14 protein-coding genes, 1 tRNA gene and 1 pseudogene are annotated in these 18,667 nt (G+C 68.6%); 10 read left to right on the plus strand and 6 right to left on the minus strand.

The window, feature by feature from the left end:
- Positions 1 to 45: 45 nt before the first annotated feature.
- Entirely contained in the window at positions 46 to 2,571 is a 2,526-nt protein-coding gene (locus AC3ENQ_RS09090) for an ATP-dependent Clp protease ATP-binding subunit (RefSeq protein ID WP_431803822.1), read from the plus strand.
- A 123-nt stretch (positions 2,572 to 2,694) separates the two neighbouring features.
- Here the strand turns inward: AC3ENQ_RS09090 and AC3ENQ_RS09095 are convergent, their stop codons facing one another.
- The 3 genes from AC3ENQ_RS09095 to AC3ENQ_RS09105 all read right to left on the minus strand — a co-directional run bounded on the left by AC3ENQ_RS09095 (position 2,695) and on the right by AC3ENQ_RS09105 (position 7,332).
- Positions 2,695 to 3,705 carry an amidase domain-containing protein gene (locus tag AC3ENQ_RS09095; protein WP_431803824.1) on the minus strand — a complete coding sequence of 337 codons (1,011 nt, stop codon included), beginning with the start codon at positions 3,703 to 3,705 and terminating at the stop codon, positions 2,695 to 2,697.
- 127 nt (positions 3,706 to 3,832) lie between these two features.
- Entirely contained in the window at positions 3,833 to 4,786 is a 954-nt protein-coding gene (locus tag AC3ENQ_RS09100) for a transglutaminase family protein (protein ID WP_431803826.1), read from the minus strand.
- Positions 4,783 to 7,332, minus strand: a complete 2,550-nt coding sequence (locus AC3ENQ_RS09105; protein ID WP_431803828.1) for a circularly permuted type 2 ATP-grasp protein — start codon at positions 7,330 to 7,332, stop codon at positions 4,783 to 4,785. Before AC3ENQ_RS09105 ends, AC3ENQ_RS09100 begins: the two co-directional genes overlap by 4 nt.
- Before the next feature lie 132 nt (positions 7,333 to 7,464).
- Between AC3ENQ_RS09105 and AC3ENQ_RS09110 the strand changes: the two genes are divergently transcribed.
- The 3 genes from AC3ENQ_RS09110 to AC3ENQ_RS09120 all read left to right on the plus strand — a co-directional run bounded on the left by AC3ENQ_RS09110 (position 7,465) and on the right by AC3ENQ_RS09120 (position 9,434).
- Entirely contained in the window at positions 7,465 to 7,965 is a 501-nt protein-coding gene (locus AC3ENQ_RS09110) for an amino-acid N-acetyltransferase (protein ID WP_431803830.1), read from the plus strand.
- Positions 7,966 to 7,991: 26 nt separating this feature from the next.
- Positions 7,992 to 8,696, plus strand: coding sequence for a hypothetical protein (locus AC3ENQ_RS09115; RefSeq protein WP_431803832.1), 705 nt, complete (start codon positions 7,992 to 7,994; stop codon positions 8,694 to 8,696).
- Positions 8,697 to 9,023: 327 nt separating this feature from the next.
- A complete protein-coding gene (locus AC3ENQ_RS09120) occupies positions 9,024 to 9,434 on the plus strand; it encodes a dehydrogenase (RefSeq protein WP_431803834.1) in 411 nt (136 codons plus the stop codon).
- 39 nt (positions 9,435 to 9,473) lie between these two features.
- Here the strand turns inward: AC3ENQ_RS09120 and radA are convergent, their stop codons facing one another.
- A complete protein-coding gene (radA, locus tag AC3ENQ_RS09125; RefSeq protein ID WP_431803836.1) occupies positions 9,474 to 10,835 on the minus strand; it encodes a DNA repair protein RadA in 1,362 nt (453 codons plus the stop codon).
- A gap of 136 nt (positions 10,836 to 10,971) precedes the next feature.
- Positions 10,972 to 11,925, minus strand: coding sequence for an L-lactate dehydrogenase (locus AC3ENQ_RS09130; RefSeq protein WP_431803838.1), 954 nt, complete (start codon positions 11,923 to 11,925; stop codon positions 10,972 to 10,974).
- A gap of 103 nt (positions 11,926 to 12,028) precedes the next feature.
- Here AC3ENQ_RS09130 and AC3ENQ_RS09135 point away from each other — a divergent pair, with 103 nt between their 5' ends.
- Positions 12,029 to 12,733: a DUF899 domain-containing protein gene (locus AC3ENQ_RS09135; RefSeq protein ID WP_431803840.1), complete on the plus strand. Its 705-nt coding sequence runs from the start codon at positions 12,029 to 12,031 to the stop codon at positions 12,731 to 12,733.
- Here AC3ENQ_RS09135 and AC3ENQ_RS09140 read toward each other — a convergent pair.
- Positions 12,700 to 14,100 (minus strand): MFS transporter, encoded by a 1,401-nt coding sequence (locus tag AC3ENQ_RS09140; RefSeq protein WP_431803842.1) that lies wholly within the window; start codon positions 14,098 to 14,100, stop codon positions 12,700 to 12,702. The two genes, AC3ENQ_RS09135 and AC3ENQ_RS09140, sit on opposite strands and share 34 nt — an antisense overlap.
- Positions 14,101 to 14,194: 94 nt before the next feature.
- On the opposite strand from AC3ENQ_RS09140, the gene AC3ENQ_RS09145 reads away from it, so the two are divergent.
- The 5 genes and pseudogenes from AC3ENQ_RS09145 to AC3ENQ_RS09165 all read left to right on the plus strand — a co-directional run.
- Positions 14,195 to 14,285: transfer RNA gene (locus AC3ENQ_RS09145), tRNA-Ser, on the plus strand.
- Between the two features lie 606 nt (positions 14,286 to 14,891).
- The gene (locus tag AC3ENQ_RS09150; RefSeq protein ID WP_431803844.1) at positions 14,892 to 15,428 is read left to right on the plus strand and encodes a hypothetical protein; all 537 of its coding nucleotides are present in this window, start codon (positions 14,892 to 14,894) and stop codon (positions 15,426 to 15,428) included.
- Positions 15,418 to 16,194, plus strand: coding sequence for a hypothetical protein (locus tag AC3ENQ_RS09155; protein ID WP_431803846.1), 777 nt, complete (start codon positions 15,418 to 15,420; stop codon positions 16,192 to 16,194). Before AC3ENQ_RS09150 ends, AC3ENQ_RS09155 begins: the two co-directional genes overlap by 11 nt.
- Positions 16,181 to 17,350, plus strand: coding sequence for a GTP pyrophosphokinase (locus AC3ENQ_RS09160; protein WP_431803848.1), 1,170 nt, complete (start codon positions 16,181 to 16,183; stop codon positions 17,348 to 17,350). The genes AC3ENQ_RS09155 and AC3ENQ_RS09160 overlap by 14 nt, the downstream gene beginning before the upstream one ends.
- A 98-nt stretch (positions 17,351 to 17,448) precedes the next feature.
- Positions 17,449 to 18,667 (plus strand): annotated as a pseudogene (locus AC3ENQ_RS09165) (IS3 family transposase); the annotation flags it as partial.

Raw genomic sequence — 18,667 nt, forward strand, 5'->3', positions numbered from 1 at the left:
CCTCTACGTAGGTGCCAGAAGACTCGGCACCCGGAGGAGCCTGACATGTTCGAGAGATTCACCGACCGTGCCCGTCGCGTCGTCGTCCTCGCCCAAGAAGAGGCGAAGATGCTCAACCACAACTACATCGGCACCGAGCACATCCTGCTCGGCCTGATCCACGAGGGTGAGGGTGTGGCCGCCAAGGCGCTCGAGTCGCTCGGGATCTCCCTGGATGCCGTCCGCGAGCAGGTCCAGGACATCATCGGCCAGGGCCAGCAGCAGCCGACCGGCCACATCCCCTTCACGCCGCGCGCGAAGAAGGTGCTCGAGCTGTCTCTGCGCGAGGCGCTGCAGCTCGGCCACAACTACATCGGCACCGAGCACATCCTGCTCGGCCTCATCCGCGAGGGCGAGGGCGTCGCGGCGCAGGTGCTCGTCAAGCTCGGCGCCGACCTCAACAAGGTGCGTCAGCAGGTCATCCAGCTGCTCTCGGGCTACCAGGGCAAGGAGCCCGCGGGTGTCGCGACCGGCGCCGGCGAGCAGCAGTCTGCGTCCGCCCAGGGCGGCTCGGCGGTGCTCGACCAGTTCGGCCGCAACCTCACGCAGGCCGCGCGCGACAACAAGCTCGACCCCGTCATCGGGCGCGAGAAGGAGATCGAGCGCGTCATGCAGATCCTGTCGCGCCGCTCGAAGAACAACCCCGTCCTCATCGGCGAGCCCGGCGTCGGCAAGACCGCCGTCGTCGAGGGCCTTGCGCAGGCGATCGTCAAGAACAACGTGCCTGAGACGCTGAAGGACAAGCAGGTCTACTCGCTCGACCTCGGTTCGCTCATCGCCGGGTCCCGCTACCGCGGAGACTTCGAAGAGCGCCTGAAGAAGGTCACGAAGGAGATCCGTACGCGCGGCGACATCATCGTCTTCATCGACGAGATCCACACGCTCGTCGGTGCGGGCGCCGCCGAAGGCGCGATCGACGCGGCATCCATCCTGAAGCCGCTCCTCGCCCGTGGCGAGCTGCAGACGATCGGTGCGACGACCCTCGACGAGTACCGCAAGCACTTCGAGAAGGATGCCGCGCTGGAGCGCCGCTTCCAGCCGATCCAGGTCGCCGAGCCGTCGCTGCCCCACGCGATCAACATCCTGAAGGGGTTGCGCGACCGCTACGAGGCGCACCACAAGGTCCAGATCACCGACGGCGCGATCGTCGCGGCGGCGAACCTCGCCGACCGCTACATCTCCGACCGGTTCCTGCCCGACAAAGCGATCGACCTGATCGACGAGGCCGGCGCGCGCCTGCGCCTGTCGATCCTGTCCTCGCCGCCGGAGCTGCGCGAGTTCGACGAGAAGATCGCGAAGGTCCGCGAGGACAAGGAGCTCGCCTCCGAGGAGCAGGACTTCGAGAAGGCCGCCTCTCTCCGCGACGAGGAGAAGTCGCTCCTCGCCGAGCGCCTCCGCCTCGAGAAGCAGTGGCGTTCGGGCGACGTCGCGAGCCACGCGGTCGTCGACGAGGGTCTGATCGCCGAGGTGCTCGCGCAGGCCACCGGCATCCCCGTCTTCAAGCTCACCGAAGAGGAGACGAGCCGCCTCGTCTTCATGGAGAAGGCGCTGCACCAGCGCGTCATCGGGCAGGAGGAGGCCATCGCGGCCCTCAGCCGCACGATCCGCCGTCAGCGTGCGGGCCTCAAGGACCCGAAGCGCCCGTCGGGCTCGTTCATCTTCGCCGGCCCCACCGGCGTCGGAAAGACCGAGCTCGCCAAGGCGCTCGCCGAGTTCCTCTTCGACGACGAGGGTGCGCTGATCTCGCTCGACATGTCGGAGTTCGGTGAGAAGCACACCGTCTCGCGTCTGTTCGGTGCCCCTCCCGGATTCGTCGGATTCGAAGAGGGCGGCCAGCTCACCGAGAAGGTGCGCCGCAAGCCCTTCTCGGTCGTCCTCTTCGACGAGATCGAGAAGGCTCACCCCGACATCTTCAACTCGCTGCTGCAGATCCTCGAAGAGGGTCGCCTGACCGACGGTCAGGGCCGCGTCGTCGACTTCAAGAACACCGTCATCATCATGACGACCAACCTCGGATCGTCGGCGATCGCCGGCGGCCCGGTCGGGTTCCAGGTCGAGGGCAATGCGCAGACGACCTACGAGCGGATGAAGGGCAAGGTCGACGAGGAGCTGAAGCGTCACTTCAAGCCCGAGTTCCTCAACCGCGTCGACGACGTCATCGTCTTCCCGCAGTTGAACAAGGACGAGCTCCGCCAGATCGTGGGCCTGTTCACCAAGCGCCTCTCGGAGCGTCTGCTCGACCGCGACATGACGGTGGAGCTGTCGGATGCCGCGAAGGACCGCCTCATCGAGATCGGGTTCGACCCGACCCTCGGCGCCCGGCCCCTGCGCCGCGCCATGCAGCGCGAGGTCGAGGACCAGCTGTCGGAGCGGATCCTGCACGGCGAACTCAATGCCGGTGATCACGTGAAGGTCGACGCGGAAAACGGCGCGTTCACGTTCGAGCACGGCCCGCGCGGCGAGAAGGTCGCGATCGGTGTCGGGCCCGCCGGTGCCATCGAGGCCACCCCCGACATCGTCGCGGGGGGCTGACCGGACGCGTTGTTCGAGGGAGGGGTCGGATGCCGAGGCATCCGGCCCCTTTCGCGTGCGCGGGGGTGTCCGACGGGAGGCTGCGCCGCTCGCGCAACGCCCGGGGGATGAGCGACGGCGCGCTCAGGGGATGTGGTAGATCCGCACTGTAGAGTCGGTGTGCTCGACGGAGAGGGCGTGGGTGAGCTCGCGGAACTCGCCGTCGTAGTTGTGGCTGATGAACGACACCACCGGCGGACCGCCCGGCACGTACTCGACCTTCGACACCGTCATCGTGTGGTCCATGCTCGCGCCGGTCTCGCCCCAGTTGAACAGGCCGATGTCGCCGACCCGCACGCGGTCGAGATCGTCCTGGGTCGAGTACGAGAACCCGAGTTGGTCGAAGTAGGCGGCCATCGCAGCCGTCGCGATCCACGGCTTCGACGCCGTCCACATGGCGCCCTTCGAGTACCAGGTGCGGTCGTTCTGCCAGCCGCGCGCGATGAGGCCCTGGCTCGCGAAGTTCGTGCAGTCTCCGCCGTAGCTGTTGTAGTCGCCCCACTCGGCGGTGTTGTAGTCGAAGACGTAGGTGTGCAGGTAGGCCATCTGCGCGGCGACGTCGCCGCCCGTCGGCTGGGTGCTCGTGCCCTCGGCATCCTGCGCGAGCTGAGCGCGATAGGCCTCGGCATCCGTTTTCACCGCTGCGGATGCCTGGTCGACCTGCGTCTGCGCAGCCGACACCTCGTCGGGGGTGGATGCGGCGCGGAGCGTCTCGATCGCTGCGTAGAGGGCGTCTTCGGTGGGGCGCGCGGCGTCGGAGTAGTCGGCGAGGACCGCCAGCGCGGCATCGACCGCGGGGGCGGTGTCTACGCCTGGCGCCGGGGCGCCGGCGGGTGTGTCAGCGCTCGCGTCGCGGCTCGCGTCGGAGGGCGCCGCGCTCTCGCCGCCGGCGAGGGAGGAGGCCGCTCCCGCGGCCTTCGAGGTGTCGACGCTCGGGTCCGGTCGCTCCCCGAGCGAGCGGACGAAGCCCGCGATCCCGACGGCGAGTGCCGCGACGATGATCACGGCGAGCACGGCCGCGACGAGCCGCCGCCGACGCTGAACGCGACGGCGACGCGCGGCGCGGGCGGAGCGCGTGGTCGGGGTGGAGGACACGGCCCGACACTAACAGCGCCGCCCGGGAATGCGCCCGATGCTTACCCGCGTCCGCCGCATGTTCTGCTTCGGTCAGAGCACGCGGCGCCCACGATCGAGCGCTCCGAGGCGCGCCACGACGCGGATCTCAGAGCGGCGCGACGTCGACCGAAACGCGCAGCGTCGACTTCTTCGCCTTCGTGAAGATGATGCCCTTGACGGGCGAGACGTCGCCGTAGTCGCGGCCCCACGCGACCGTGATGTAGCGGTCGTTCGCCCACTGGTTGTTGGTCGGGTCGATCGCGAGCCACTGGGCCCCGCTCGGGTCGTCGTCCGACCCCGTGCCCGGCACCCACACCGCGAGCCACGCGTGCGACGCATCGGCGCCGAAGACGCGCTCCTTGCCGGGCGGCGGCTGCGTCGCGAGGTACCCCGACACGTAGCGAGCGGCGACGCCGTTGCCGCGCAGGCACGCGAGCGCGACGTGCGCGAAATCCTGGCAGACACCCGCACGCTTGCGCATCGCGTCGGCGACGGTGCTGGTCACAGTCGTCGCGGTCTTGTCGTAGTCGAAGTCGCGGAAGATCCGCTCCATCAGGTCGGTGACCGCCTCGCCGAGGGGCCGGCCCGGGGTGAGCGACTCGGCGCCGTACGCCGTCGCATCGGCCACGTGCGCGACGCGCGGCGACTCGAGCGCGTACTCCGTCGCCGCCCACGCGCCTGGGATCTCGGGGTGGGCGAGCGGCCGCGCGCGCTCCCACGGCTGGGCGAGCGCCTCGTCGTCGTAGGCGGGGGCGGCCACCGTCACATCGCTCGACGAGGTGATCGTCAGCTCGTCGTGCGGGTCGGTGACGTGGAAGAAGGTCGACGCGTTGCCGAAGTAGTCGCGGTCGGGGGCGAGGTCGCCGGGCGAGGGGTCGACGGTGACGTCGGATGCCTCGACGCGCTGCCACGGGAGCGTTCGCGGCACGAGGTGGAACTGGCCGACGCTGTCTTGCACGGGCTTCGCATAGCTGTAGGCGGTGCGGTGCCACACGCGATAGCGGCGGGTGGCGGGTTCCGGCATCCCCGCGCCCTGCGGGAGGTTCTCGTCGGCGCTCATCCGCGCGACTCCATGACCTCGATGAGTGACAGCTCGGAGAGCGGCACCGCGGGCGGCCCGCTCTCGAAGTGCAGGTGACGCACCGCGTCGGAGAGCTGCTCGAGCTGCGTCTTGACCTCGTCGAGTGCCCCGACGAGCACGTCGCGCCGTCCCTTCGTGACGGTGGCGAGCGAGGTCACATCGACCGCATCGAGCTCGGTCTCGAGGTGGTCGAGCAGGCGTTCCGCGCGCGTCGATCCGGTCGAGGCGGGCATCGCGGCGAGGTGCGTGCGGAGCTCGCCGAGCGCGAAGCGCAGCGACCGGGGGTTCGTGGGGTCGAGCAGCAGCAGGTCGAGCACGTCGGCCGCGCGCACCGTCCCGCGCGAACGGCGACGGTACGTGACGACGCTCTCGGATGCCAGGAGCACCGCTTCGAGCACGGCACGGTCGGCGCGGCCCTCGTGCCGGTCGGCGAGCGCCGCCGACAGCAGTGCGCACAGCTGCAGGCCGCGCTCGAGGTAGCGGCCCGCCTCGATCATGTGCCATCCGGTGTCGCGGATCATGTTCGCCGTGACGCCGTAGAGCGACAGCATCGCGGCGAGCATCCGTCCGGCCGACTCGGACGTGCGGTGCGGGTGCGCGGAGCTGCGGAGCGAACGCGTCGCGCGGTCGATGTTCGCGAACACGCGCCACGTGTCGCCGGAGAGCTGGTCGCGCACACCCTCCATCGCGTCGCGCAGGCGGGCGATGGAGTGGGCGGCCGACCCCGGGCGTCCGGCGTCGAGCAGCAGCGAACGGAATTCCGCGCCCGGGTCGAGCGACCGCATGCCCGCGAGCCGCCCCAGCGCGTCGAGCAGCACCCGCGGGGTCTCGGCGATGACCCCCGCCGCGTACGCGCCGGGTTGGTCGAGCTCCGCTTCGGCGGTCAGCAGCAGGCGCAGGAGGTCTTCCGTCCGCTCGGCGTACCGACCGGTCCAGAACATGTCCTCGTGCGCACGAGGCGACAGGAGGGGGATCCGCCGCACCACGGCGCCCGCCGGCACGGGGGCGATCTCGACCAGGTTCTGGTCGGGATCGGTGGGGGCCGCCTTCAGCACCCACACGTCCTTCGTACGCGGGGGCGCCTCGGGGCTCTCCCGCACGGTCGCGAGCCCCCCGACGAGCGGCCGGTAGGCCGAGCCGTAGCGCAGCGTGAACGCCCGGAGGGTCAGCGGCTGCGCGGCGGCGCGGCTCGACGTGCGTCCGCCGGCCGGGTCCCAGACGGGCGTCTGCGACAGCGGCAGCAGGTTCTGCCCGACGAACCGGTGCGGTTCGGCCCCGATGCGGGCGGCGAGGTCTGTCGGGTCGAGGCCCGACACGGTCTTCCGCGGTTCGTCGATCGTCCGCACGATGAGGCCGGGGTCGCGGTCCGCGAGGCGCGCGAGCACGAGATCGCGGGATGCCGGGTCGCCGCACCACCACGTCGGAACGGACGGCAGCCGCAGCTGCTCGCCGAGCAGCAGTTCGCACGCGTCGGCGAGGTACGGGAAGAGCGCCGGGTTCTCGAGCACTCCCGCCCCGAGACCGTTGACGAGCCGGACGTTTCCCCGCCGGACGACCTCGGTGAGACCCGCGACGCCGAGGCGCGACTTGCCGCGGAGCTCGAGAGGGTCGCACCAATCGGCATCCACACGGCGGATGATGACGTCGATGCGGTCGGTGGGCCGGCGCGCGGGCCACCCGGCGGGCTTCATCCACACGTAGCCGTCGCGGGTGACGAGGTCGCTGCCCTGCACGAGCGGCAGACCGAGCGCGTTCGCGAGGAAGGCCTGGTCGAACGCCGTCTCGCTCAGGGTGCCGGGGGTGAGGATGACGACGCGCGGGTCGTCGACCGTCTCGGCCACCGACGACAGCAGCGCGGCGCGGAGGGCGGCGTAATAGGGGTCGAGGTGGTGCAGGCTGCTCTCCTGGAAGAGGTCGGGCAGCACCTGCGAGATGACGCGGCGGTTCTCGGCGGCGAAGCCGAGACCGGACGGCGCCTGCACCCGGTCGGCAAGCGCGTGCCACTCGCCCGCGGCGTCGCGACCGAGATCGACGGCCGACAGCAGAAGCGGATGCGGGTCGGCGGCGCTCGAGCGGGCGAGCGGGCGGAGGTATCCGCTGTGGCCGAAGACGAGGGGAGCGGGGACGATGCCTTCGCGCAGCAGCCTGCGCTCACCGTAGAGGTCGATGAGGACGGCGTTCAGAAGCTCGGCGCGCTGGGCGAGACCGATCTCGAGGGGTGCCCATCCGGCGGGGTCGAGAACGAGCGGCATCGGGTCGAGCTGCCACGGCTGGGCGCCGGCGTCGGGGCGCACGTAGGAGACGCCGTCGTCGGCGAGAAAGCGGACGATCTCGCCGTCGACCCGCTCGAGGTCGTCGGCGGTGAGGGCGAGCGCGTGCGACGCGAGCGTCTTCCAGCCGGGGCGGAAGGCTCCGTCGACGCCGACGACCTCGTCGTAGCGGGGGGTCTCGGCGGCGCCGAGCTCCGCGCCGAACGACAGGGTCGGCTGAGACACCGCGGCGGCGTAGTCGCGCAGCACGCTCACGTCGTCTCCCTCACGCGCGGCGCACGCCGACGCTCCCAGGCCTCCAGCGTAGGGGGCGTGGGGCATGTCGGGCCGCATCGGCGAGACACCCGCGCCGCGCGGGGAGCACGGGTGCGGCAATACAGTGGTGGCGTGCCCGCGTTCACCGTCCGCCCCGCCCGAACCGCGGACGTCCGCGGCATCCTCGCCCTGCTCGATCCGTGGGTGCAGCGCCGGATCCTCCTCGGTAAGGACGTCGTCACCGTCTACGAGGCCGTGCAGGAGTTCGTCGTCGCCGAGGCGGACGGCGTACTGATCGGGTGCGGGGCTCTGCACGTGATGTGGGAGGACCTCGGTGAAGTGCGCACGCTCATCGTGGCGGATGCCTGGGCGCACCGCGGCGTGGGGGCGGCGGTCGTCGATGCGCTGGAGCACCGCGCGCGCGACCTCGGCCTGTCACGTCTGTTCTGCCTGACCTTCGAGGTCGACTTCTTCTCGCGGCGCGGATTCGCGCCGATCGGCGAGCAGGTCGTCGACCCGGACGTGTACTCGCAACTGTTGCGGAGTCCTGATGAGGGCGTCGCGGAGTTCCTCGACCTCGCGCACGTCAAGCCGAACACCCTCGGCAACACCCGCATGCTGAAACAGCTCTGAGCGGCACTCGCGCTTAGCCTGAGAGGGTGAGCACGCCCCGCCGACGTCCGAGCCCTGCCGTCTACCGGCGGCGGCGCCTCGTCGCGGTGCTCCTGCTCCTTCTGGTGGTCGCCGCGGTCGTCCTCGCGATCTGGCAGCCGTGGCGTGCCGCCGCGGCGGATGCCGGGCGCGCTCCCGGCCCGTCGCCGTCCGCGCCGTCGTCGACCATCCCCGCGCCGTCGATGCAGACGCCGACCGAGAGCCCGACGGACGCCGCACCCGAGGAGGCGACGGAGAACGACGCGACGGGGGATGCCGAGCCCGCGCCCGACGCGAGCGCCACCCCGATCCCGGCGTGCACCACCGGCGACATCTCGGTGCTCGCGGTGACCGATAAGGACGTCTACGGGTCCGGTGAGCTTCCCCAGCTCACGATCACCCTGTCGAACACCTCGGACGAGCCGTGCCTCATCAACGTCGGCACGGCGAAGCAGTCGTTCGTCATCACGAGCGGGAGCGACACGTGGTGGCGTTCGACCGACTGCCAAACAGAGTCGAGCGACCAGGTCGTGCAGCTCGCGGCCGGACAGACGGTGTCGAGCGTGACACCCCTCGCGTGGGATCGCACGCGGTCATCGACCGAGACCTGCGACTCGACCTCGCGGCCCCAGGCGCCGGCGGGATACTTCCACCTGCAGGTGTCGATCGGCGGCATCGTCGGTGCGGACACGAGAGTGTTCCAGCTGCGCTGATCGCGGCATCCGCTCGGCGCTTCGGCGGGGCCGATCTGCGGCCGAGACGGTATATCGCTTTCTGAGAACATTCTCATGCATTGATCGGCCTCGGCAGGCCCCAGCGGCGCCATCCGGTCGTACCCTTGTCGTAGTTCCTCCGGCGAGTCCCCGCTGTCCCCAGCAGCGGTTCTCGACACCAAACCCCAGTGGTCTCGAATACAGGACATCTCCGGCGAGTGAGCTTTGGCCCTCTCGATCCTCCCAGTCCCCAATGTGAGGATCGAGAGGGCCCCCCTCTTTCTGCGGTGTTTCTGCCCCGGCATCCCCTCTTCTAGGCTGGTGTGCATGGCGGGGAAGAAGCGCACCAAGAAGGCGAAGGAGCCCTTGGAGTTCCGGAACACCCAACTCGCCGACGCCCTGCAGACGCAGGACATGGCGGCCCTCGCATTCGCGCTCCGCCACGGTCCGACTGTCGTGCCGCTCATGCGCGCCGGGCAGCGCGACGATCCCCGCGACAGCGGCGAGGTCTGGACGTACCGCGACCCGAACACCGGCGACGTGGCGCTGCTTCTCTTCAGTGACGCCGCGCACAAGCCCGACGCGCTCCCGCCCGCCGTAGGACTGCAGTCGCCGGGGTGGCTGCGCGCCTTCCTCGGGGTGCACGGCGACGAGATCACGACGGTGTTCTTCGACATCGCCGGCCCGCACCCCATGCAGGCATCCCCGAACGATCTGATCGCTGCCCTCGACGCGTGACGTGGCGGCGCGGTTTGCGGCCTGCTCGACGCCCGTCGGTCAGAACGTCGGTTCGTCGCCCCGCTCGATCGGGTGAAGGCGCGCGAGGTCGCGGAGCGCTCCGCGCAGGTCGCGGGATGCCGTGTCGACGACCGACCGGTACCCCAGGCGCGCCGCCTCGGTGCGACGCTGATCGTGCTGGGTGACCGCACGCACCTCTCCGGCGAGGCTCAGCTCGCCGATGGCGACGAGTTTCGCGGGGTTCGGCCTGTTGGTGACCGCGCTCGCGACGGCGAGGGCGATCGCGAGGTCGGCGGCGGGTTCGACCAGGCGCACACCGCCGACCGTCGAGACGTACACGTCCTGGTCTGAGACGCGGATGCCGGCGCGCTTTTCGAGCACCGCGAGGATCATCGCCACGCGCGCGCCGTCGACGCCGCTGACGATCCGGCGCGGGTTGGGGCCCGACCCGGGAAGGGTCAGCGCCTGGACTTCGACCGGGAGCGCCCGCCGCCCCTCGAGCGCCACCGTGACGCACGTGCCGGGCTCGCGCGACCCGTGCCCGAGGAACAGCGCGCTCGGGTCGGGGACCTCGGCGATGCCGTGCTGCGTCTGCTCGAAGCAGCCGACCTCGTCGGTCGCCCCGAACCGGTTCTTCAGCGCGCGCACGAAGCGCAGCGACGTCTGCCGGTCGCCTTCGAAGTGGCAGACGACGTCGACGAGGTGCTCGAGAATGCGGGGACCTGCGACCTGCCCGTCCTTGGTCACGTGCCCGACGAGGAGGACGGGGAGGTTCCGCTCCTTCGCGACGCGGATGAGGGTCGACGCGACCTCGCGCACCTGGCTCGGGTGTCCCGCGGCGCCGTCGATGAGGCTCGACGACACGGTCTGCACCGAGTCGACGATGAGAAGCTCCGGCGCCGTGTCGTCGACGTGCCCGAGGATCGTAGCGAGGTCGGTCTCGCTCGCGAGGTAGAGCTCGGGGTGCAGGGCGCCGGTGCGCTCGGCGCGCAGGCGCACCTGGCCGAGTGACTCCTCGGCGCTCACGTAGAGCACGCGGCGCCCGGCGACGGCCGACTTCGCGGCGACGTCGAGGAGCAGCGTCGACTTGCCGACGCCCGGCTCGCCGGACAGGAGGATCGCCGCCCCCGGCACGATGCCGCCGCCGAGCACCCGGTCGAACTCGCCGACGCCGCTCGTGCGCCGCGGGGTCTCACGCGTGTCGATCTCGGTGATGGGTCGGGCGGCGCGGGTGGGCGCGAGGGGGGCGACGGCGGATGCCGAGATGCCGGTCGGCGTCGCCGCTTCGACGACCGTGCCCCACTGCTGGCACTCGCCGCAGCGCCCGACCCACTTCGCGCTCGTCCACCCGCACTCGGTGCAACGGTAGGCGAGGGTCGTCGCGGCGCGTTTGGATGCCATGGTGCCAGGCTATCCGCGGCATCCGACATCGCCGCCTGCGGCGCACCTCGGGCCTGCGGCGCACCCCGGGCCTGCGGCGCACCCCGGGCGCGCGGCGGAACGGGCCCGTACCCGCGCTCGGCACGACCGCCCGGGCTCAGCGCAGCGCGTCGGCGACCTCGCGCAGCGCGTCGGCGGAGCGACGGAACAGGTGCAGCTCGTGCGCGTCGAACTGGGTCTCGTGGATCGGGATGGCGCCCGAGGCGGAGACGACCGACGGCACCGAGAGGGCGACCCCCGAGACGCCGTGGAAGTCCTCGAGCACGGTCGCGACCGGCATGACGGTGTGCTCGTCTTCGAGGATCGCCTCGACGATCCGTGCCCCCGACAGGCCGATGGCATAGTTGGTGGCGCCCTTGCCCTTGATGACCTTGTATGCGGCATCCCGCACGTCCACCGCGATCTGGTCGAGCTCGTCGACCGTGAACTTCGGCTGGCCGTCGAGCGGCACCCAGTCGAGGATCGGCACGGTGCCGATCGTCGCGTGCGACCACAGCGGGAACTCGGTGTCACCGTGCTCGCCGACGATGTAGGCGTGCACGCTCGAGATCGAGACGCCCGCGCGCTGGGCGATCTTCCAGCGCAGGCGGGACGTGTCGAGGACGGTTCCCGAGCTGAAGACGCGCTCGCGCGGCAGACCGCTGACCTCCTGCGCGATGACGGCCATGACGTCGGCGGGGTTCGTGACGATCACGAACACGGCGTCGGGGGAGCGCTCGAGCAGCTGGGGGACGAGCGATTTGAGGATGCCGGCGTTCACCCCGGCGAGATCCGTGCGCGTCTGCCCGGGCTTCTGCTTCGCGCCGGCGGTGATCACGATGACGTGCGATCCCGTCGTGACGTCGAGGTCGGCGCCGCCGATGATGTCGCTCGAACCGGTGAACTGGGAGCCGTGCGCGAGGTCGAGGACCTCGGCCTCGGTGCGTTCGGCGGCGATGTCGTACAGCGCCACGTGGCGCGCGGATTCGCGGATGAGGGCGGCGTAGGCGACGGACGATCCGACGGCACCGGCGCCCACGACGGTCAGCTTGGAGTTCTCGATCGCGCTCATGCTCACAGTCTGGCAGTGCGGTGCCCCCCTTGCCAGTGTCGGAACCCCCGGCGAGCATGGAAGGCATTCGCGCCACTCACGCAACGAAGCCCCAGGAGTCGCCATGGCCGCCGCATCCGCCCTTCCACCCGTCGTCGACGCCGACACCTGGCAGCGCGAGCTCGATCGGCTCCGCGTGCGCGAGAAGGCGGTGACCCGAGAGCTCGATGCGGTGGCCGCGCAGCGGCGCAGGATGCCGATGGTCGAGCTCCCCGAGTACGTGCTGCAGGGCCCGGACGGCCCCGTCACCCTCGCCGAGATCTTCGGCGACAAAAGCCAGCTCATCGTCTACAGCCACATGTGGTTCCCGGGGAAGGAGTGGCAGTGCCCGGGGTGCACGGGGTGGACGTCGCAGTTCACGCGGCTGGAGTTCCTCGACGAGTACGACGCCCGCATGGTCATCGTCACGCAGGGTTCGATCGACGAGGCCCTCGCGTACAAGGAGCGCGTCGGCAATCGCATGGAGTGGTACTCCACGGAAGGCAGCCCGTTCGGTGCCGACATGGGCGCCCCGCCCGAGGCGGGGTTCGCCGTCAACGTGTTCCTCCGCGACGGCGACACCGTGTACCGCACCTGGCACACGGACGGGCGAGGCACCGAGCAGCTCGGCCATGTGCACGGTCTCATCGACGTGCTGCCATACGGGCGGCAGGAGGAGTGGCAGGACGTGCCCGACGGGTGGCCGCAGCACCCGACCTACGAAGGAGGTGCGACCTCGCAGGACATCGCCGCAGCTTACGGCCCGGGCGGCTCCTCCGCCTCGGCCTGAGCAGACCCGACGGGGTTCCGCACGCCCACCGCCGACACGACCGCGCCGACGACCAGCAGCACGGCCGTCACCCACGCCGCCCGGTGGAACCCCGCGAGATCGAGCGCGCTGCCGGCGATCGCGGCCAGAGACGCGATCGCGAGGAGCCCCGCGACCCGCGCGACCGCGTTATTAACCGCCGACGCGATGCCCGAGCGCTCGTGCGAGGACGATCCGAGGATCGCCGCCGTCAGCGGCGAGACGGTGATCGCGAGCCCGAGCCCCAGCACGATCATCCCGGGCAGGACCTGCCGCCAGTAGTCGAAATCCTCTCCGACGAGGAGGAGCAGCAGGCATCCCACCGCCATCACGAGCGGGCCGACCGTCATGAACACGCGCGGACCGTAGCGGCCCGAGAGGGCGCCGATCCGCGAGCTCAGCGCGATGACGAGGATGGTCGTCGGCAGGCTCGCGAGACCGGCGAGCGTCGCCGAGCGCCCGGCGCCCTGCTGCAGGTACACGGCGACGACGAAGCCGTTGAGCGACAGCGCCGCGTAGATGGACAGCGTGGCGAGGTTGCCGGCGGAGAACGTGCGGCTGCGGAACAGGTCGAGGGGGAGCAGGGGCTCCACGGTGCGCTGGCGGAGGACGAACCCCGCGAACAGCAGGATGCCGACGACCAGCGCGATCCAGAGCCACACGGTCGCGGGGTCGCCGGCCGCCGTCGCGGGCAGTTCGATCAGCGCGAGGACCGCGAGGCCGAGACCGGCTGTGCACAGGGCCGCGCCGATCCAGTCGATCTTCGCGCCGGGTCGGCGCTCGTCGCGGAGGTCGAGCCGGGTGAGGAGAGCGAGCGCGGTGCCGATCGGCAGGACGTTGATGAGGAACACCCACCGCCACGACGCGGTGTCGACGATGATGCCGCCGAGAAGGGGGCCCACGATCATCGCGCCCGTCGTCAGCGCCGTCCAGATGCCGATCGCCCGCGAGCGCACGGGCTCGTCCATCGTTCCGGTGATGAGGGCGAGCGAGCTCGGCACGAGAAATGCCCCGGCGACCCCCTGCAGGGCGCGCGCCGCGACGAGGAGCTCGATCGAGGGCGCCGCCGCGACCGCGATCGAGGCGAGGCCGAAGCCGATGAGCCCGATCCGGAGCACGAGAAGGCGCCCATAGGCGTCGCTCGCGGCGCCCGCGACGAGGATCAGCGCGCCGAGGGTGACGAGGTAGGCATCCACCGTCCACTGCTGCGTCGTGAGGCCCCCGCCGAGCTCTCGCGCGATCGCGGGCAGGGCGACGTTCACGACGGTGCCGTCGAGGAAGGCGACGAACGAGCCGAGCACGGCGATGGCGAGCACGAGCCGTTGCTGAGTCGTCATCCGCGCGGTCATCCCTCCACGCTACGTCTCGGTGGGGGTGTGACGGGTGCTCGTCGCCTGTCGAGCCGGTTCGCGGCATCCGCGCGGGTGTCGTAGGATGGACGACGGTGACGTGTCCGAGCGGCCGAAGGTGCAACTCTCGAAAAGTTGTGTAGGGTAACCCCCTACCGTGGGTTCAAATCCCACCGTCACCGCCAGAAAAACACCATATCAGCGCTCCTTTCGAGGGGCGCTGATTGGCGTTTGGGTAAAGAATGGGTATGAATTCTTTACCCATTCCCGCTCGCAGAGGCCCGAGATCGCCGCCGAGGCTTCGCGTATTCCCGCCTGTCACCAGGACTTTCCTACGGCTGGTAACCCTCACTTACGGTGGGAATCTCGCCCACGGTAGGTGACGTGCATTCGATCGGCGTGCGCCGGTGTGTTTGTTGGCCTCTCGACAGGCCACCGGCGGTCGCAGGCGTAGTCAGAATTGGCCACGCGATTGACGTACCTCGATCGGGCATCATTCCGGGCGGCTCAATCGAGCGGCCGCTCCTTTCGCCCTTGAAGATGTGACAGTCGCTCTCGCGGATGTACGGTTCACCACCGGCATTCGTGCAATTGGACTGCATCTGCCCGAGGTGGTCCACACGAAGCGCTGAGCTCGATTGGCAGGCGGGACGCACGTCCGAAGATCGGTTCGCGGATTCGCTCTGCGTTTGTCTAGGCGTATGGAGCCGAGAGGCACAAGCGCGAGTTCAGGCGCAGGATGTCGGGCCCAAGGTCTAAGCTGTGTGCCTAATTGGGGATGGGAGATTCTGGTGGATATCAAGGTTGATCCGGAGCTGGCCGCGATGTCGGCCGTTTTTGACGCACTCAGTGAACTGGATGACGCGCAGAGGCGTCGTGTCATCGATTGGGTATCGAGTCGATACGAGATCGCGACTAAGCCGAGTGGTCGAGTCCACACGCAAGAGGAGAAGCGCGAAGACGACGAAGATCAAGATGATATCCCCGACGACGTCGACGACAGTCCTACCAGGTGGGAGCACTTCGCTGACTTGTTTTCTGCGGCGGACCCGAAGACGGAGTCCCACAAACTGCTGGTCGCCGGTTACTGGGCGCAAGTTGTTCAGGGACAGGCGTCGTTCGGATCGTTCACCTTGAACAAGGACTTGAAGGATCTCGGCCATGGCGCGACTCACACAGCCACAAGCATGGACCGCCTCATCAAGGAGCGTCCGCAATTGGTGCTTCAACTCAAGAAGTCCGGCAAGAGCCAGCAGGCGCGCAAGACATACAAGCTCACGGATGCTGGGAAGAAGGCCGTTGAGCAGATGATCGCGAATGGCGCTTGATCCGAAGGCCGCGTTCAACGCGCTTCCACCTCCGCTCGTTGCGGACCTTCTTGACGCTTTTCAACAGGTCGTCAAGAACTACGCTGAGCATCGGTGGGAGCCGTCAGAACTTAACGGCGGCAAGCTCTGCGAGGCGGCCTACACGATCCTCACCGGCTACTTCGAGGGCACATATGAGCAACGCGCACACAAGCCCAAGGACATGGTGAGCGCATGCCGGAACTTGGAGAAGGAGCAGGGACCGCGTTCAGCACGAATCCAGATCCCGCGCATGATCGTCGCGCTCTACGAGATTCGGAATAACCGTGGCGTCGGCCACGCAGGCGGCGACGTAGACCCCAACCACATGGACGCCACCGCCGTCGTGTACATGAGCAAGTGGGTGGTAGCGGAGCTCGTTCGGCTACTCCACGGACTCACGACCGAGGAAGCCACGGACCTCGTTGACGCTCTCGTGGAACGGGAAGTCGCACTCGTCTGGCGAAACGGCGATAAGCGGCGCGTGCTGGCGACCGGCTTGACACTGCGCAAGGGCACCCTCTTGCTTCTGTCGGGCGTAACCGAGGCACGAGAGTCAGACCTGGCTTCGTGGCTGGAACAGAAGCGCGCGGGGGACTACCGCAATAAGGTGCTCAAGCCAATGCACAAGGATCGCCTGATCGAGTACGACCAGGAAGCGGGGACGGTGGCCCTGATTCCTCCCGGTGTTGCAGCGGCTGAGACGCTCATTCACGAGCTAGGAGGTCGAAGTAGTGGCACGGAGTAGCGACTATCAATCGGCCTCGAAGCCACACCGCGAGCGAGGGAAGCAGATACGGTCACTGATCAAACAGGTGTTGTCTGATGAAGGAATCCCCGTCCACAGCGTCACGCACCGAGTCAAGACAGAAGGCAGCGCCTCCGCGAAGATCGACGCTAGCCCCAACCGCTATGGATCGTTCGGAGACCTTCATGACCTCCTGGGCGTGCGGGTGATTACACACCTGGCGACGGAAGTTGACGCTGTAGTCGCCTTGCTCCGCAAAGAGTTCGACGTGGACGGCAAGCGCTCCGTCGACAAGATTGCAGACCTCAACGCCGATGAATTCGGGTACCGGTCCTACCACCTAATCGTGAAGCTCAAGGACGACCGAGCTGCCCTTGCTGAGTGGCGCATCTTCGCCGGTATCTACTTCGAGATTCAGGTTCGATCGATCCTCCAACACGCCTGGGCGGAAATCGAGCACGACCTCGGTTACAAATCGTCCGTTGACGTTCCTCAGGAAATACACCGGCGATTCGCACGGCTAGCAGGAATTCTTGAACTTGCCGATGACGAGTTCGTCCGACTCACCAAGGACGCGAAGTCGCACGCTCGAAAGACGGATTCCGCCGTGAAGCGGGGTGTGAATGTTCCGGTCGATAGAGACTCCGTTCGGTCGCTAGCTACATCTTCGAGCGCTGTGAGAACCGCCGACGCGTACATTGCGGATCAGCTTGGCTGGGCGCTGCTGGCTGAGCCGTCGTCTGAGTACGCGACCCTTCGCGCGAAGGAACTTCGAGAAGTCGGCCTCGACACCATCGCCGACGTCGATCGAGAGATGAGTCGCCACGGGGAGCGCGTCGCCCGCTTCGCTGTTGCATGGTTCGAACACAGCCTCCCGGCTTCTCGCGCCGACGACGAGTACATGTTCATGGGCCAGAACGAGGCCGACGATGACGATGACGAATACGAACGGACAATCACTCCGGGCGTCAGCCTCTTTTATCTCTATCTACACTTGCTGATGGAACTCGAGGGTGATGAGTTCGACTCAGCGCCCGCGGACCCGAATGAGGACTTCGACGAAGAGGACTACGAGACAAACGATCTCCGACGTGTGGAGTTTCGGAGGGTGCACAGGGAGGTATTTGGGAGCGGACCCAGCGGGACCGGGTTCTAGGCCGTGTGGATTAAGTCGGTCTTGATCCAGATCAGCGTGGCGGCGAGGGCTGAATCGGCCTGACTTTCGTTCCGTTCTTCAAGCAAGGATGGAACTCGATGAACAGGAAGTATTCGCCGGAGATGCGTGAGCGGGCGTTGCGGATGCTCGCGGAGACGCGGCCGTCGCACCCGAACATGATGAGCGCGGTCCGTCACGTCGCTGGGCTGCTCGGGATGAGCCCGGAGACACTGCGTCTCTGGCAGCGACGGTACGAGGTCGACGCCGGCGCCAAGCCTGGTGTCACGACCGAGGCCGCGCAGCGGATCAAGCAGCTTGAGAAGGAGAACGCCGAGCTGCGCAAGGCGAATGAGATCCTCAAGGCTGCGAGCGTGTTTTTCGCGAAGGAGCTCGACCGCCCCTGACCGAGATGATCCGGTTCATCAACGAGTACCGGGATCGTTTCGGGGTCGAGCTCATCTGCCGGATGTTGCGCCCGGCAGTGCAGGGCTTTCTCACCTCACGCGGCTATCGCGCCGCGGTCGGCCGCGCGCCGTCGGCTCGGCAGTTGAAGGACGAACTCCTCGTCCCGGAGGTCGCCCGGTTACATGCGGAGAACTACGGTGTCTACGGGCGCCGGAAGATGCACGCCCTGATGCGTCGGCAAGGGTGGGAGATCGGTCGGGACCAGACCGCCTCATGCGCCTGGCCGGGGTGCGCGGTGTCCGCAAGTCGAAGAGGGTGTTCACGACCCGCTCGGACAAGACGACCGTGCTGCCGAGCGATCTCGTGAACCGCCGCTTCACCGCGCCAGCACCGCGGCGACTCTGGGTCTGCGACGTCACCTACGTCGCCACATGGTCCGGGTTCGCCTACGTCGCGTTCGTCACCGACGCCTACTCGAAACGCATCGTCGGATGGAACGTCGCCTCGACGTTGCGGTCGGAGATCCTCCCGCTGCCGGCGCTGGACATGGCCGCCTGGGGCGCCGGCGGCGACCTCACCGGGCTGACGCATCACTCGGACCACGGGTCGAACTACATGGCGATGGTCTACACCGACCGCATAGTCGAACTCGGCGCTGTCCCCTCCACCGGGACCGTCGGCGACAGCTACGACAACGCCCTCGCCGAGGCGATCAACAACCTCTACAAGACCGAACTGATCCGCCAGCGCGGGCCCTGGCGAACGGTCGAGCAGGTCGAGCTCGCGACCCTCGAATGGGTGTGGTGGTGGAACAACTCCCGCCTCCACGGCGAGCTCGACATGCGCACCCCCGCCGAGGTCGAACAGGCGTATTACGCTGACCAAGAATCAGCCAACCCGGCACCTGCCGGA

It is taken from the genome of Microbacterium sp. bgisy203, from assembly GCF_057706945.1.

Coding starts and splice junctions, on each gene's coding strand:
- AC3ENQ_RS09140 (WP_431803842.1), bottom strand. CDS start 14,100: ATGACCGCGCGGATGACGACTCAGCAACGGCTCGTGCTCGCCATCGCC.
- AC3ENQ_RS09155 (WP_431803846.1), top strand. CDS start 15,418: ATGGCGCTTGATCCGAAGGCCGCGTTCAACGCGCTTCCACCTCCGCTC.
- AC3ENQ_RS09130 (WP_431803838.1), bottom strand. CDS start 11,925: ATGAGCGCGATCGAGAACTCCAAGCTGACCGTCGTGGGCGCCGGTGCC.
- AC3ENQ_RS09135 (WP_431803840.1), top strand. CDS start 12,029: ATGGCCGCCGCATCCGCCCTTCCACCCGTCGTCGACGCCGACACCTGG.
- radA (WP_431803836.1), bottom strand. CDS start 10,835: ATGGCATCCAAACGCGCCGCGACGACCCTCGCCTACCGTTGCACCGAG.
- AC3ENQ_RS09120 (WP_431803834.1), top strand. CDS start 9,024: ATGGCGGGGAAGAAGCGCACCAAGAAGGCGAAGGAGCCCTTGGAGTTC.
- AC3ENQ_RS09100 (WP_431803826.1), bottom strand. CDS start 4,786: ATGAGCGCCGACGAGAACCTCCCGCAGGGCGCGGGGATGCCGGAACCC.
- AC3ENQ_RS09090 (WP_431803822.1), top strand. CDS start 46: ATGTTCGAGAGATTCACCGACCGTGCCCGTCGCGTCGTCGTCCTCGCC.